Origin of the sequence: Maridesulfovibrio sp. (assembly GCF_965230075.1) — a bacterium.
Taxonomy (GTDB): Bacteria; Desulfobacterota; Desulfovibrionia; order Desulfovibrionales; family Desulfovibrionaceae; genus Maridesulfovibrio.
The window spans coordinates 3,323,646-3,338,227 of record NZ_OZ245945.1 but is presented as its reverse complement, the minus strand read 5'-3'; the positions used below and the strand labels follow the sequence as shown (position 1 = coordinate 3,338,227).

Sequence of the window (14,582 nt, the reverse complement as noted above, 5' to 3'; positions counted from 1 at the left end):
ACCCCGGATCGGAGTTCCCTTTGAATGTAGTTTTATGCAGTGATCTCCACTACTTGATGACGAGGTCGCCGAAGTAGGGGAAGTTCTGTACGTTTACGATTTCTTCGGTGTTCATACCGTCCTTGGAAGCCCAGGACAGGTTCTGCCAGTGCAGGGGGACGAATGCTGCTTCGTCGTAGAGGATTTTTTCTACTTTCTGGAGCATTGCGTTGCGCTTGGCAAGGTCGGTTTCGGTCTGGGAGCCGATTACGAGGGAATCAACTTCCTGGTTGCAGTAGTTACCGCTGTTGTACTGACCGTAACCGGTTTCCTTGTTGATGCACATGAGCAGGAATTCAGTGTAGTTAGCGGAGTCTTCGGTGTCAGGGTGCCAGCCGATCATCTGGATGTCAGCAACCTGTGCGTCGAACTGATCCCAGTACTGGGCTTTAGGCATGGTCTTCAGGTTAACCTTGATGCCGATTTTGCCGAGCATAGAAACGAAAGCTTCCGCGATTTTTTCATCGTTAACGTAACGGTTGTTAGGTGCGATCATGGTGCACTCGAAACCGTTTTCGTAACCAGCTTCTTTCATGAGCTGCTTTGCTTTTTCAAGGTCGTAGCGAGGCTTGAGTTCAGCATTGTAGCCTGCAAAGCCTTCGGGACCCTGCTGGCAGGCAACAGTAGCGAAGCCCTTCATTACTTTGTTTACGATACCGGTGTTGTCGGTTGCATATACGATAGCCTGACGAACTTTGGGGTTCTGGAAAGGCTTCTGGCGTTTCTGGTTCAGCTGGAAGGTGATGATGCGGGAACCGGACATGGTGACCAGCTGCAGGCCTTCAGTGGACTCAACGCGCTTCAGATCCTGCGGGGGAACGGGCATGATGAAATCAACATCGCCGGAAAGCAGGGCTGCTACACGGGTAGCGTCATTTTTAATGGGGGTCAGGATGATGGTGTCAACGTTACCTGATTTGTCCCAGTATTCGGGGAAGGCTTTGAAGACTACACGTACGCCCTGTTCGCGTTCGGCAACCATGTATTTACCGGTACCGGACTCGTTTACGTTTGCAAAGGAGGGTCCGGTTTTAACAATAGCGTCTTTGGGCTGGCCGGATTCATCTTTACCTGCATAGAATTTTTTATCCATGGGGAAGATGTAGGTAGCCATGTTCAGGAGCAGGCCGTAAGGCTCCTTGGTGATAATATCAACGGTGTTGGCATCAACAACTTTTGCGGGAGCGAAAGGTTCGAACAGACCTTTGTAGTCGACGCTCTTCTTGAGGCGTTCGATGGTCCAGACAACATCTTCAGCGGTGAAGGGGTTGCCGGAGTGAAATTTTACACCTTTGCGCAGGTGAAAGCGCATGGTTTTGTCATCAATGCGTTCCCATTTTTCAGCAAGGCGGGGTTCGAAAGAACCGTCTTTGGCCCAGCGTACGAGAGGGTCGAAAACCATGTGGGAGTACTGAAGCATACCACCGGAAAGCTGTACATGAGGGTCAAGGGAGACAGGGTCGGCATCCATGGCCAGTTTCAGGGTTTTACCGGCTGCGGCAGCGGGAGCTGCTTCAGTGGTTTCTTTTTTGGCTGGGGCCTCTTCTTTTTTTTCCGCGCTGCATCCGGCGAGGCCGAGACTCAGAATAGCAACTAGCGCAAGAAACAGTAATGAACGTTTCATCCTCACACTCCTTAAAAAAGGTAAAAACAGTAATAAAAGCACCAAGCGCCCGAAAAAACAGGAACATTCCTGGATTAGGCACACATCGAAATGAGAATTATAACTGGAAAAACAGTTATGCTCTACGGCTTACCCTTGCCGTAGACGGTTAATATTATTACACTTGAATCGGTTTTTTCTCAAATTTTTAACTTGCTGAAATTGTTTACAAAAAATATTTTATTAACACTAGTGTCAAAATGAACACATTAAATACACATCAAAAAAGCAGAAAATATGAGAATAATGAAATTTAATTCGGTTAAAAGGCTGATTCCGATACTGTTTTTGACTTTTATTGTTTCCGGATGCTCATCGCTGAACCCTTTTGCTGACTCAGTTGCCGAATACGATATGGATGGAAAGCATGAGATTAATCTCGAATTAATGCCCGGTGAACAGCTTGCTTTCGAAATGCGTAATCCCGGCTCAGGGGGCTATCAATTTGATGGGGTTTCCTTTGATCCCGAACTGGTCAGTCTGGACAAATTTAAGATAATCAAACCTGATTCCGGTCTGCTGGGAGACTTCGGGCGTTGGCGGTTCGAGTTCACCACCGTGGGGCTGGGAGCTGCACCGGTCATCATTAATATTAAAAGGCCGGGTGAAGAGACCCGTGATGCCTACAAGGTTATCAATATGGATATAACCAAGAATGGGCCGCCGTTTATCAAATGGTAGTATGTTAAAATAGATATGTGGTTATTCGGAAAAGTGATCAAATTAATTTTTTTTCCCCTGTTATAGAATCATTACAGTATGGACTTTTCGTTGAATTCAGCTAGATGGTATTGCTTATCTTCATATTTTATATTGAAACTTGGATGGATAAGCAGATCTGTAACATCAAAAGGCCCGGTGAAAGAAGTATCGACCCAACGTTTTGATGAGTACGGATATTCAAATCCTTCTCTATCTGTTTTGTATAATTGGTGTTTGGTTAATTCAAAATTCCAAAAAGTGGAGGAGATTGGCTCATATAGCCATGCTGTAGGGCGCACAACATCAAGCCACCGCATGAGTGGGGTGGGGGATAGTTTACTTACAAAACAATTTTTTTGTCTAGATTCTAGCTTGTCAGTGATTCTTTTAGGAGCAATTTGAACCCATAGCACACATGTGTTTGCATTTTTGTAGGCAATAGTTCTTTTAAGAATATTACCTTCTGTGATGTTAGAGTATTGGAGCTCAATCGCTACTTTTACACCTGTAGGGCTTTTAACATATATATCTGCATATCTATTACCTTCAGGGCATAGTGTCTGTACAAATTTTTCCATTTCAACATTAAGTCCTCTTTGCTTTAGTGCGTCGTAGACAGCGTACTTAGCTTGCATGTGTTCACGCTTTTCTCCCTGATATTGACAACTACATCCTGGTTTATGTTTGTAGTGGTGAACGACCTTGCGTCCTAAATGCGGGATGACTCTTTCTTTGCAGTTTGGACAGTAATATGTGTTTGAAGCTGAAGCGTTAGTCGCATATATTTTCTTTTTGTCATTTCTGTCTGCTAATGCTGCCAGCATAATTTGCTCCTGATTCTTAGTTGTTATACTTCCTTTTTTATTGTTTTAATAAAGAAAAAGCTGCCATGTAAATACATAACAGCTTATGAATTATAGTTGTGCTATTTTAGGTTATTAGCTTGTTTGTAGGAATAGTTAGTTCATATAATGCTTGTAACAAGCGATAGCATTCATGGCGAAGAGCGATGTTGTTACTTCGCTGCCGACGATGATCCTTGTGGGGTGGCGGACCATGGTCCATTCGTAGGCTTTGTAGGGATGCCTGAAGCAGCCCTCGCCGAGGTGATCGTGTAAAACTTTTATGCCCCGCTCGATAAGTCCGTCACCGCGATTGGGGTAGCGCAGCAGGCTGAGTGTTGCCACTGCCAGTGAGGCGTCAAAGGGATTGAGGGTTGCACCGAGCATGTAGTACTTGCAGTAATCCATGGCAGCGGCCCGGATTTGATCAACCTTACCGTCAGGATCGATAAGTTGTCGTTCATCTTTGGGAATGGTCAGCCATGTGTCGTAAAGGCGTCCGGCATAGCTGACGTATATTTCCGGCAGGTAGAAGCGCACTGCGCTGTCTTCCTTGAAATTACCGCTTATGAATGCATTGTGATGGAAGGTCAGGAACCGTTGCAGGGTGGCAAGGTTTTCTCCTTCTAGAGCTTTCCACTGGTAGCGGTTGGCGAGGATGGATTCGAAAATATCCATGTTGTGACCGGGGCATATTTCATTACCCAAGGTCTCGCGCACAATGCGCCCGTCCTCCTTGTCTTTCTTGAACGGTTTGTCGAACCAGAGCGGCACGGAGCCGAAGTAATCCAGCGGACGGGTCATGGTGATAGTCGGCAGGTTGGTCTTATTGCCGCCGCCGATTTGGTAATCGTTGATGATTTCCACCCATGGGAAATCAAGGAATACTTCGGCTGCTCGCAGAAGTTCCTGATTTGCGTTCAGGTTCTTTTCTTCCACTAGATCCAGCCATTTGCGGGACATTGCCAGCGCTAGAAAAGTAGTGTCCACATCGGGGACGTAATCGTCAAACCCAAGCTCTTTTTTGGCTTTCCAGTCACGGGGTTTGAGGTTGCAGAGCGGCTGTCCGTTGCCGTCTTTGGGCAGGCAGGTGATGGCCGGATGTTTGATGCCGGAAGAGGGTGCAACTAGCCATTCCATGCTGGTTACGATCAGGAAATGAAGCAGGGATTCGAGCATCTCCTTGAGTTTATTCTGTTCGGCCTGCGGAAGTTCTTCCAATATATAAAGGTTGTATATCTGTTCCCAGAAAATATCGTCGTAAAATCCGGTGCGGTGGGTGATCCATGAAACTCGCATGGAGAGCGGTTCGGCAATACCTTTCCATGGACGGCGGAAGATTTTCAGGGCTAGCGGATTGGAATGCAAGAAGCAGCGCATCAGCCCGAAGAGCAGGTTGATGTTCTGGAATTCATACGAACCCAGCCCGGTCATGATGTTCATGAAATTCTCACCGTTGCAGATGGAATCACCGGGCATGATCACCTGTGCGGAAACCGGGAAAAACGGGTCCTTGGGATTCTTGTCCCAGACTCTGATAATGTCCGAAAGTACCGCATCCAGCACTTCATTTACTTCTTTCTCTCGCATGCGTGGGGGCCTGGTGTCGGCCTTCTCACGGATACGCCACTGCGGGTCCTGAATGCGGTCCAGCAGTTTTGCCAGCGGGGCGAAGGTGGTTTTAATCCATTCCTTATCCTGCCAGTTTTCATAAGTGGCCTGCATGGCGGCTTCCATCATCTCCTGATAAGGCCTGATTTGGCTTTGAAAAATGGCCGGGTGTGAGCACCAGCGCAGGATGAAATGTTTGAAAAGCGGATTACCGAAAAGTTTTTTATAAAGTTTACGCAGGTTCTGGCCCGGAACAGTGGGATTCTGGCATTTAAGGATTGGACCATCACAAATATCATATATGGTAGCGTTTCTCACATGAACTCCATTGTGCGTTTTACCAAGGCTTCGCCTGTTCTTTATTCGAGGATCGTCTTAGTGCGCTAAGTGCGAAGCATATCAAAAGGTTTTGAAAGGGATGGGGTCTGGGGAAGGGAAAATTTTGCAAAAGTTTTCCCTTCCCCAGCCGCCGGAGGCATTTAAGTTAAAAATTCCCTATCAAAGTGGAGGGTGCCTTGCAATCTTTTGGGGCTGCATGTAGTGTCCCCTGTAAGCCTTCAAAGGGTTGTGATGATTCGATGATGATATGATAATGTGTAGTTATGACAGGATGTTGTGCTGCTCAGATAGATAAGTTGATCAATAAATGATCAAGACGGGGAAGAACGGTAGACCATGGAAAGATTTATAGCCGACCTGCATATCCACTCCAGATTTTCACGTGCCACCAGCAAAGCCTTGAACCCACGCCTTCTGGCTGCGTGGGCGAGAGTAAAGGGCATTGACGTTATCGGTACGGGGGACTTTACCCACCCCGAATGGGTGGCCGAGATCGAAGAGCAATTGGTGGAGGACGGCTCCGGGCTGCTCTCCCTGCGTGAGCCGCAGGGGCTGGAGGAATCAATCGACTGGGTGGATGGTCCATTTGCCGGACAGACCCGCTTTATGCTCCAGACCGAAATCAGCTCCATCTATAAAAAATACGGCAAAACCCGCAAAGTTCACAATCTTGTCTACATGCCCGACCTGGAATCGGTTAAGAAATTCAACGCCAAGCTGGACACCATCGGCAACCTCAATTCAGACGGCAGACCAATCCTCGGTCTGGACAGTAAAGACCTTCTCGAAATCGTTCTCGAAACCCACGACAAAGCTTTTCTTATTCCCGCACATATCTGGACCCCGTGGTTCTCGCTTTTCGGCGCCAAATCCGGCTTTGATACCGTGGAAGAATGTTACGGTGATCTTGCTTCAGAAATTTTTGCTATGGAAACCGGGCTTTCCTCAGACCCGGAAATGAACTGGTTTATTTCCGCACTGGATAAATACCGCATGGTCTCCAACTCAGATGCCCATTCCGGTGAGAATTTGGGTCGCGAAGCAAATATTTTCAGCGGTAACATGTCTTATGAAGGCATTTACCGTGCCCTGCGCGGCGAAGGGCTGGGCCATAAATTCATGGGTACCATTGAATTTTTCCCCGAAGAGGGCAAATACCACATGGACGGGCACCGTAAGTGCGGAATCATGCTCGATCCCCATGAATCGAAGATGCGCGGCGGCATCTGCCCGGTCTGCGGCAAACCATTGACCATGGGAGTTTACTCAAGGGTCATGGAACTGGCTGACCGTGAGGAGGCACAGCAGCCCAAGGGACAGCCCGGATTTGATTCTCTGGTGCCGCTCAAGGAAATTCTTTCCGAGATTGTGGGAACAGGACCTAAGACCAAGAGGGTTCTCGGGGTCTATGCTCCGCTGATCAAGGAATTCGGCTCAGAATTTTCTATCCTGCAGCAGGTCCCGGTTGAAGATCTGCGCAAACATAATGTGCACCTTGCCGAGGGCATCCGTCGCATGCGCGAGGGACAGGTTATCCGTAATCCCGGCTTTGACGGGCAGTACGGAACTATTTCTGTTTTTTCCGCTCAGGAACGGGATGAGATTGTCAACGGCGTGAAGCTGGTTGTGGTCCGCAAACCCAAGGGTGATCTTGATGATCCCAAACCTGAGGCAGAGGTCCGCAAAACAAGTAAACCGGAACAGGAAAGCGGGGTGGTCCGTTTTAACGAGGCCCAGAAAAAGGCGGTGGAAGCCGGACCTGAACCTGTGTTGGTCATTGCCGGACCGGGAACAGGCAAAACCCAGACCCTCATGGGGCGCATCAAACATTTGTTGGAAAGGGGAACCCGGGCGAGGCGTATCCTTTCACTGACTTTCACCCGCAAGGCTGCCGAGGAAATGAATGAGCGCATGCGTAACATGCTCGGCGATGATGAAGTTCTGCCCCGCGCCGACACGTTGCACGCTCTGGCTCTTGAATACTGGGCTTCGGCTTTTGATCATGACCCGATCATACTTAATGAAGAGACTGCGCGCAGGGTCTTTGGGCGAGCCAATCTTGAGCTGACCGGTGCAAAGCTTAAGTCTGCATGGGAATCCATCGGCCTTGCCCGTGAGACCATGGAGCCTTTGAGTGAAGGACCTGCCGAAATTTTAGCTAATTATACCCGCCAGAAAGACCAGTACAATCTGGTCGATTATACCGATCTGCTGGAATTCTGGCTTTCCGAGCTGAAGTCCGACAAGTATGTGCGTACCTTTACCCACGTACTGGTGGATGAGGTGCAGGACCTTTCGCCCTTGCAGCTGGCAATTGTCCAGCGTCTGGCCGGGGATGACGGGGAAGGGCTCTTTGCCATCGGTGACCCGGATCAGTCTATTTATGGCTTCCGTGGCGCTGCCGGGGATGTGGCAAACCGTTTCCGCGCATTCTGGGAAAATCTGATCCAGATAACTCTTGAGGATAACTATCGTTCAGCACAGGGAGTGCTGGATGCCTCTGCTTCGGTCTTGGATAATCCGTCGCACCTTAAGGCGCATCGTGATTATGACGCTGAAATCCATCTTTTTTCCGCTCCTGATAGCGGACGCGAGGCCTCGTGGATCGGAGAGCGCATCAAGCAGCTTATCGGGGCCACCAGTCACAGCCTTGTGGATGCAGGTGAACACGGAACTTTAAGTCCCGGTGATATTGCCGTGCTGGTCCGCTTCAAAGCATTGATCGGTCCCATTGAGGCTATGCTCAAACGGCAGGGTATCCCCTGTAGTGTGCCGGAAGCAGAATCTTTCTGGCATGACCCGCGGGTGGAAGTGCTGCTGGGTGCTGCGCGCAGGATGCTCGGTTTTGCCGAGGACGCCGATGATGAAGTGCCGGAAGTTCCGGAGAAAGTCATTGCCCGCGGACCGTTGGGGCTTTCCGCTTATCTGAGCGACATGCCGCCCTTTGACCAGCTTTTCTGGGAGAGCAAGCCTTTTCGGGATATGGTTAAAGGATATAAGGAGCACGGCGGCTGGTCCGGCCTATTGAATTGGATACATATGCAGAACGATCTGGATCAGGTGCGCAACAAGGCTGAAAAAGTGCGCATCATGTCCATGCACGCAGCAAAGGGGCTGGAGTTTGAAGCCGTATTTCTGGCTGGGCTTGATGACGGCATTGTGCCTTTTGCCGGACCGGATATCCTGACCGGGAAGATTTCCGGGGACGGGCCGCTGGTGCAGGAAGACACCGAAGAGGAGCGCAGGCTTCTTTACGTGGGGATGACCCGGGCCAAGAAAAATCTTTATATGTCCCATGCAGTCAGGAGACCCTTGTATGGAAGGACTTTGATGTTGCCCGTGTCCCGGTTTTTGAAAAATCTTCCTGAGGAAGTGAAGAAGTCGGCGATGGTTGCACGAAAGGTTCAGAAGGAGAAGAAAATCAGCCTGTTGGATATGTAGGCGTTTCTTTTCGTTCCGTGCTGATGAATAAGAGTGGGTAAGGTTTCTGAGCTACAACAGAAAAACCTTGTAAACCACCTTTTCATAAACCATTGACATTCTTCTTGCGGCCATAGCGCTTAAACCTGCGCCTCTAAGCCTACAGAAGATGTGCAACGGGTTGAAGTGATGCTGGAAAAAGTTCCTGACCCGTTTCATTTTTATTTCTCCCGACATAATTGAATCTACTCATTTTCTAGCAATACTTATGCCGTATATAAAAAGGAATTGCTGTCCGGTGTGTTGGGATAATCAGTAAGATGCATATTATAGATTTAATGAATGAAAGGCGGCAAAAATGGCCAATTTTTTGAATAATACTGATTTTCATTTTCAAATATCTGCGCCTTCATGGGTAATTCCTGGTACAATAGCTGAAAATTGCCGATTTCTGGCCGGGAAAGTGGATGAGGTGGCATTACTCTTTTTTGAAACAGAGTCCTGCCTCGCCTATACGGATGCTGATTTGCCGCAAGAGCTGGCTTATACCGGGCTGGCTTTTCATATTCATCATCCTCTTGACCTGCCTTGGGAAAAAGGCGGGGGCAGGGTGGCAGAAATAGTGCTTGCGCTCAATGAAAAGGCTGAGCATCTGAATCCTTCCGCTCATGTTGTCCATCCTCCGCCAGCAGGGCCTGAAGCTGCCGGGGTGATTCAGGAATTTGCGGCAGTTATTTCCCGCAGCGGGATAGATCCTGAGACAGTCCTTTTTGAGAATATAAAAGAAAATTCTCTGTTTGGGCTCACTGGGAACATTGCTGATTGCGGGATGAAAATATGCCTTGATCTAGGTCACATACTGGCTTACGCACAACATGATCTTTTGCGCGAATCCGGTCTTGATGGTCAGGTTCGTATGCTGCACCTGAATGCTCCAGGGCCGAAAGGCCGTCATCTGGGGTTGGAGCATCTTGATCGGGACGGGTTTGAAACCCTCGATATTTTATTTGAAAAGCTAAGCAAGGGCGGCACGGTAACTGTAGAGGTGTTTGAGGAAAAATCCTTTTTTAAATCTCTGCAATTATTGAGTGATTATTGTACTTCAAGAAAAATAAAGTAAAACCTTGTGAAATTTTTCTTGTGGTTGCAGTCTTTGCTGGAAATAGAGTACGTAAAGATAGTTTTCCCGTTCTTTTGTACTCATGTACCTAGGAGAAATCTTGATTACATTTGTGCTGGGGGGCAATAAGTCGGGAAAATCAGACTACGCCCTCGACCTGTTTGCAGAATATTTCGGCCGAAAATGCTTTATTGCTACCGGAAAAGCCCGTGACATGGCTTTCCGGCAGCAGATTATGGATCATCGACTGGAGCGCGATCCGTCTATCCCGGTTCTTGAAGCCGGTGCGGACTTGCGTCAGGTGCTGAACAGGGCTAGAGAAGAATACGACCACCTGCTGGTGGACAGTCTGGATTTTTGGCTGTTTTCCTGTTCCGAAGTTGCGGACGGGGAGCAGCAGATCGGGGAGGTTGTCCGGCTTTTATCTGAATGGAGAGGGCCGGATGTTGTTTTAGTGTCATGTGAGGTGGGACTCGGCCCGTTGGCAATGACACGCGAAGTCCGCAGTTTTGTTCGCAGGCTCGGATCACTCAACCGTACAATGGCCGCAATCGCAGATGAAGTATATCTTGTGGCCGCAGGGTTGCCCCTGACCCTGAAGAAGTAACTATGGCTTATTTTAAACAGCTTGAAGATCAGCTTCAGGATTTGCTCGCCCTTTGCAATAAGGAAGAGCGTTGGCTGGTAGTGGTTAATGCCGACCCGGATTCATTGGCTTCGGCAATGGCATTCAAACGCATTATCGGACGCAGGGTTGCTGAGGTGGGCATCGCCCATATCAACGAGGTTAAGCGTCTCGATAACCTCGCTATGATGCATTACCTGCGTATTCCGGCTCAACGGATGATTCCCACCCTTGTGGCCCAGTACGACAGGTTTGCGATTCTCGATTCCCAGCCGCATCACCATCCCGATTTCGAGGATTTGAAATTTTCCGTGATAATCGACCATCATCCCCTGCCGGAAGAGCCATACCCCCATGCGGAGTATGTGGATATCCGGCCCAAGTATGCAGCCAACTGCACCATGATGACCGAGTATCTCTACAACCTGAATATCCGTCCGGCCAAACTGCTGGCCACTGCACTTCTCTACGGTATCAAGACCGATACCCAGAGCTTTGAGCGTCCCTTTATTGATGATGACGTCAAGGCTTTCAGATATCTGACAAAATATGCGGATATGGATCTCATCAAGCGTATTACTCGTAGTGAAATTCATCCTGACTGGCTGCGCTACTTCTCCCGCGCTTTTTACAATTTGCGCCGTATCGGTCCCGGCCTTTTTTCTCATATCGGCAAGGTGGAGAACCCGGATACACTGGTTATCCTTGCTGATTTTCTTATGCGCGTTCACGGTGTTTCGTGGGATGTTGTTTCCGGTATCTACGAAGATACCCTCGTGGTTATTTTCCGTGGGGACGGCATGCGCAAGGATATGGGCAAATTTGCGTCCAAGCTTTTCAATGAAATCGGTTCCGCTGGTGGTCATAAGGCTGCTGCGCGGGCTGAGATCAAGCTGGAAGCTCTTGAAGGTGCCGACCCGGAATCCTTTGTGCTCAAGAAGCTGACCAAGGGCAAAAAGTCCGTAAAGCGCATCTGATCCTTTCCCAATCACATAATTGCAGGGTTTGAACCCGAAGGCATATAATGGCACTCAGAGATAAATTGAATTTTGATGGCGATCCCCTGTACCTGATTGACGGCTCAGCATTTTTTTATCGTGGTTTTCACGCCTACCCGGACCTAAAGCGTTCTGACGGTGTGCCCACCAACGCCATGTTTTTTGTGTTGCGGACCTTGCTCAAGGTTATCAAAGAGGAAAAGCCGAAATATCTGGTCTTCATCCTTGACGGTAAGGGTAAGAACTTCCGCCACGAACTTTACGACCAGTACAAGGCCCAGCGTCCGCCCATGCCCGACGACCTGCGTTCCCAGATTGAGCCGCTCAAAGAAGCACTCAATGTTCTCGGTGTGCCGCTTATAGTCTCCGAAGGCGAAGAGGCGGATGATTGTATTGCCTCGCTGGCTGCCCGCTATAAAGCAGATCGTCCGGTGGTAATTCTCGGTGCGGATAAGGACCTCAAACAGTGCCTTGATAATAATGTTTTCATGTGGGACCCGGCAGGGAAGAAAGAAAAGATCACCTCGCTGGCTGATTTCCGTGAAGATACCAAGCTGGAGCCGGAACAATGGGCTGATTTTCAGGCCCTTGTAGGCGACTCCGCTGATAATATTCCCGGTGTACCGGGAGTGGGCAAGGTTACCGCCACCAAGATAATGGCTGAATACCCGACTCTGGAAGAAATCCGCGACAACTACGACAAGCTCAAGCCGGCAATCCAGAAGAAGATGAAGGATGAGCTGGAAAATATTTTTGTATATCGTGAGCTGACCCGCATGCGGTTGGGTAGCTGCCTCGATTGCGACCTCAAGCAGTGCGAGCTTCGTTCTGTGGATGGTGACCGGGCCGCGGAATTCATGGCCACTTACGAATTTCGTTCACTTGTGCGTGATGTGAAATCTCTGTTTTCTGCATCCTCCGGTTCTGCGGTTCCTGCCGGTAATTCCAAGAAGTCGGCTTCCGGTCAGGCTTCTCTGTTCGGTGCAGAAGCTTCAGCTCCTGCTGCCAAGTCCAAGAAATCAGCATCCGGGGGCGGACAGTTTTCCCTGTTCGGCGAAGATACTCCGGCTCCTGCTGCACCTGAAAATCGTCTTGAACTAAAGAAAGTTACTTCCGCAGACGAACTGCCTGACTTCACAGGCAAGGAAGTCGGTTTGGTCCGTGAAGGCAATATATTCTTCATCGGGCTGGATGGTGACGAATGGATGTGTAAAGTCACTGCTGCTGAGCTTGTTGCCGGACTGCAATCAGCAAAGACAATTGTGGTGGCAGATGTAAAATCTTTTCTGCGCGCTGATGAGGCATGGGGGCAGATTCCGCTCTCCCGCTGGTTTGATATAAGCCTCGCTGCTTATCTGCTCAATCCCGAAGAGCGCAATTACGCGTGGGATCGTCTGCGGGCCATGCTTTTTGCCGGGGAGGAATTGCCTGATGCAGTGGATGAGGTCCATCCCGATGCACAGGGGCTGGCCGCGCTGGCTCTTATGCATGTGCTTGGTCCGCGTATTAAATCCGCAGGCCTTGATGAGTTGACCGCAAATCTTGAAATTCCGCTTATTCCGGTTCTTGCTGATATGGAAAAAGCCGGAATCACCATTGATCTGGATGCCTTTGCGGATTTCCTTTCCGAGGTAAACGAACGCATCAACGAGCTGACCCGTACAATTCATGAGCGGTCCGGGGAGCCGTTTAACATCCGTTCCAGTCAGCAGATGGCTACAGTTCTTTTTGATACGCTCGGCCTTAAGCCGGGTGGCAAGACTCCCAAGGGCGCTCTTTCCACTGCCAACTCCGTACTCGAAAAGTTGAGTGGGCAGCATGAAATTATCACCGATATTCTTGAGTATCGGAAGATGGAAAAATTGCGCTCCACCTACCTTGAACCGTTGCCCAAGCTGGTTAATGCCAATGGGCGCATTCATACAAATTTTAACCAGTTGGCAACTGCCACCGGACGTCTTTCCAGCTCCGGGCCCAACCTGCAGAATATCCCCATTCGCGGGGATCAGGGCAAGCGTATGCGGGCCTGCTTTACTGCCGGGGAGGGCTTGCGTTTAGCTGCAGCAGACTATTCACAGGTTGAGCTGCGTGTGCTGGCTCATTTCTCCGGTGATCCGGCCCTTGTTTCCGCTTTTGAGCACGATGAAGATATTCACTCCCGCACTGCGGCACTGCTTTTTGACCGTGATCCGGCGGATGTTACTTCCGATGAGCGCCGCAACGCCAAGACCATTAACTTCGGTCTGATCTACGGCATGGGACCGCAGAAGCTTTCCCGCGAGCTGGGTATCAAGATTAACGAGGCCAAGGAATTTATTGCCAAGTATTTTGAAAAACTGGATGTGCTTAAACAATTTTACGATTCCGTAGTGGAGCAGGGACGAGAGAAAGGTTACGTAACCACTCTTTCCGGGCGCCGTCGCTTGTTGCCGGAGCTCCATTCCACCAGCCCGCAGGTTCTTTCGCAGGCTCGCAGGCAGGCTATCAACACCGTTATTCAGGGCAGTGCCGCGGATATCATCAAGATGGCCATGATCAAGGTGGCAGATAATGCGGAAATTAAGCATCTCGGCGGCAGGTTGATCCTGCAGATTCATGATGAACTTTTAGTTGAAGGCCCTGAAGAGAATATCGAGGAGATCGGTAAGCTCTTGCAACGGGATATGCAGACTATTGCCACTTTGGCTGTTCCGTTGAAGGTCGATTTAGGTTTGGGACGTAATTGGGCACAAGCACATTAGTGCCTCCGGCGGCTTAAACCCTTTTGCAAAAGGGTTTAAGAATTCCAAAAACTTTTATTAGGCTTCGCGTATTTGGATAAACCTCTCAGCTTTGAGAGGTTTATTTTTTTAAAAAGCTTGAATCTTGCGGCTAATATTTTTAGAATCCGGCAGATTATTCAAGGAGTTCAATTATGTCTGATGATAAAAAGTGCGGGTGCGGCAGTGAGTATGCCAAGGATATGCCCATTCCCGAGGTTAATTTCTCTACATTTGTCATGTCCATGAGTTCTTCCGCCATGGTTCATCTTGGAGAAGTTCCTGACCCTTCAACCGGTAAGGTTGAGTTTTCTCCGGTACTTGCCAAGCAGTCCATTGATGTGCTGGCTGTGCTTGAAGACAAGATCAAGAATGGCATGACCGAAGATGAAGAACGACTCCTCTGTGAGATGCTTTACAATCTGCGCATGAAATACGTGCAGAAGACCCAGAAATAGCCGCCT

At 49.2% G+C, this 14,582-nt stretch carries 10 protein-coding genes; 7 read left to right on the top strand and 3 right to left on the bottom strand.

The window, feature by feature from the left end; translation table 11 throughout:
* Positions 1 to 49 precede the first annotated feature (49 nt).
* Positions 50 to 1,663 (bottom strand): ABC transporter substrate-binding protein, encoded by a 1,614-nt coding sequence (locus ACO05Z_RS15145; protein WP_421903023.1) that lies wholly within the window; start codon positions 1,661 to 1,663, stop codon positions 50 to 52.
* A gap of 276 nt (positions 1,664 to 1,939) precedes the next feature.
* On the opposite strand from ACO05Z_RS15145, the gene ACO05Z_RS15140 reads away from it, so the two are divergent.
* Complete coding sequence (locus tag ACO05Z_RS15140; protein ID WP_421903022.1) at positions 1,940 to 2,383, top strand: hypothetical protein; 444 nt, start codon at positions 1,940 to 1,942, stop codon at positions 2,381 to 2,383.
* Between the two features lie 71 nt (positions 2,384 to 2,454).
* Here the strand turns inward: ACO05Z_RS15140 and ACO05Z_RS15135 are convergent, their stop codons facing one another.
* Both ACO05Z_RS15135 and ACO05Z_RS15130 read right to left on the bottom strand, forming a co-directional pair.
* Entirely contained in the window at positions 2,455 to 3,228 is a 774-nt protein-coding gene (locus tag ACO05Z_RS15135; RefSeq protein ID WP_421903021.1) for a competence protein CoiA, read from the bottom strand.
* Between the two features lie 135 nt (positions 3,229 to 3,363).
* Positions 3,364 to 5,175: a hypothetical protein gene (locus ACO05Z_RS15130; RefSeq protein WP_421903020.1), complete on the bottom strand. Its 1,812-nt coding sequence runs from the start codon at positions 5,173 to 5,175 to the stop codon at positions 3,364 to 3,366.
* Between the two features lie 357 nt (positions 5,176 to 5,532).
* Between ACO05Z_RS15130 and ACO05Z_RS15125 the strand changes: the two genes are divergently transcribed.
* From ACO05Z_RS15125 to ACO05Z_RS15100, 6 genes are all read left to right on the top strand, one after another.
* Positions 5,533 to 8,637 carry a UvrD-helicase domain-containing protein gene (locus ACO05Z_RS15125; protein WP_421903019.1) on the top strand — a complete coding sequence of 1,035 codons (3,105 nt, stop codon included), beginning with the start codon at positions 5,533 to 5,535 and terminating at the stop codon, positions 8,635 to 8,637.
* Positions 8,638 to 8,974: 337 nt separating this feature from the next.
* Positions 8,975 to 9,736 (top strand): cobamide remodeling phosphodiesterase CbiR, encoded by a 762-nt coding sequence (gene cbiR, locus ACO05Z_RS15120; protein ID WP_421903018.1) that lies wholly within the window; start codon positions 8,975 to 8,977, stop codon positions 9,734 to 9,736.
* A gap of 100 nt (positions 9,737 to 9,836) precedes the next feature.
* Positions 9,837 to 10,343: a bifunctional adenosylcobinamide kinase/adenosylcobinamide-phosphate guanylyltransferase gene (locus tag ACO05Z_RS15115; RefSeq protein ID WP_421903017.1), complete on the top strand. Its 507-nt coding sequence runs from the start codon at positions 9,837 to 9,839 to the stop codon at positions 10,341 to 10,343.
* A gap of 2 nt (positions 10,344 to 10,345) precedes the next feature.
* On the top strand, positions 10,346 to 11,338 hold the full coding sequence (locus ACO05Z_RS15110) for a DHH family phosphoesterase (RefSeq protein WP_421903016.1): 993 nt from the start codon (positions 10,346 to 10,348) through the stop codon (positions 11,336 to 11,338).
* A gap of 47 nt (positions 11,339 to 11,385) precedes the next feature.
* Positions 11,386 to 14,100, top strand: coding sequence for a DNA polymerase I (polA, locus tag ACO05Z_RS15105; protein ID WP_421903015.1), 2,715 nt, complete (start codon positions 11,386 to 11,388; stop codon positions 14,098 to 14,100).
* Positions 14,101 to 14,273: 173 nt separating this feature from the next.
* Positions 14,274 to 14,576, top strand: a complete 303-nt coding sequence (locus ACO05Z_RS15100) for a DUF1844 domain-containing protein (protein WP_421903014.1) — start codon at positions 14,274 to 14,276, stop codon at positions 14,574 to 14,576.
* Positions 14,577 to 14,582: the final 6 nt, after the last annotated feature.

Coding starts and splice junctions, on each gene's coding strand:
- ACO05Z_RS15145 (WP_421903023.1), bottom strand. CDS start 1,663: ATGAAACGTTCATTACTGTTTCTTGCGCTAGTTGCTATTCTGAGTCTC.
- ACO05Z_RS15100 (WP_421903014.1), top strand. CDS start 14,274: ATGTCTGATGATAAAAAGTGCGGGTGCGGCAGTGAGTATGCCAAGGAT.
- ACO05Z_RS15125 (WP_421903019.1), top strand. CDS start 5,533: ATGGAAAGATTTATAGCCGACCTGCATATCCACTCCAGATTTTCACGT.
- ACO05Z_RS15110 (WP_421903016.1), top strand. CDS start 10,346: ATGGCTTATTTTAAACAGCTTGAAGATCAGCTTCAGGATTTGCTCGCC.
- ACO05Z_RS15135 (WP_421903021.1), bottom strand. CDS start 3,228: ATGCTGGCAGCATTAGCAGACAGAAATGACAAAAAGAAAATATATGCG.
- ACO05Z_RS15140 (WP_421903022.1), top strand. CDS start 1,940: ATGAGAATAATGAAATTTAATTCGGTTAAAAGGCTGATTCCGATACTG.
- polA (WP_421903015.1), top strand. CDS start 11,386: ATGGCACTCAGAGATAAATTGAATTTTGATGGCGATCCCCTGTACCTG.
- cbiR (WP_421903018.1), top strand. CDS start 8,975: ATGGCCAATTTTTTGAATAATACTGATTTTCATTTTCAAATATCTGCG.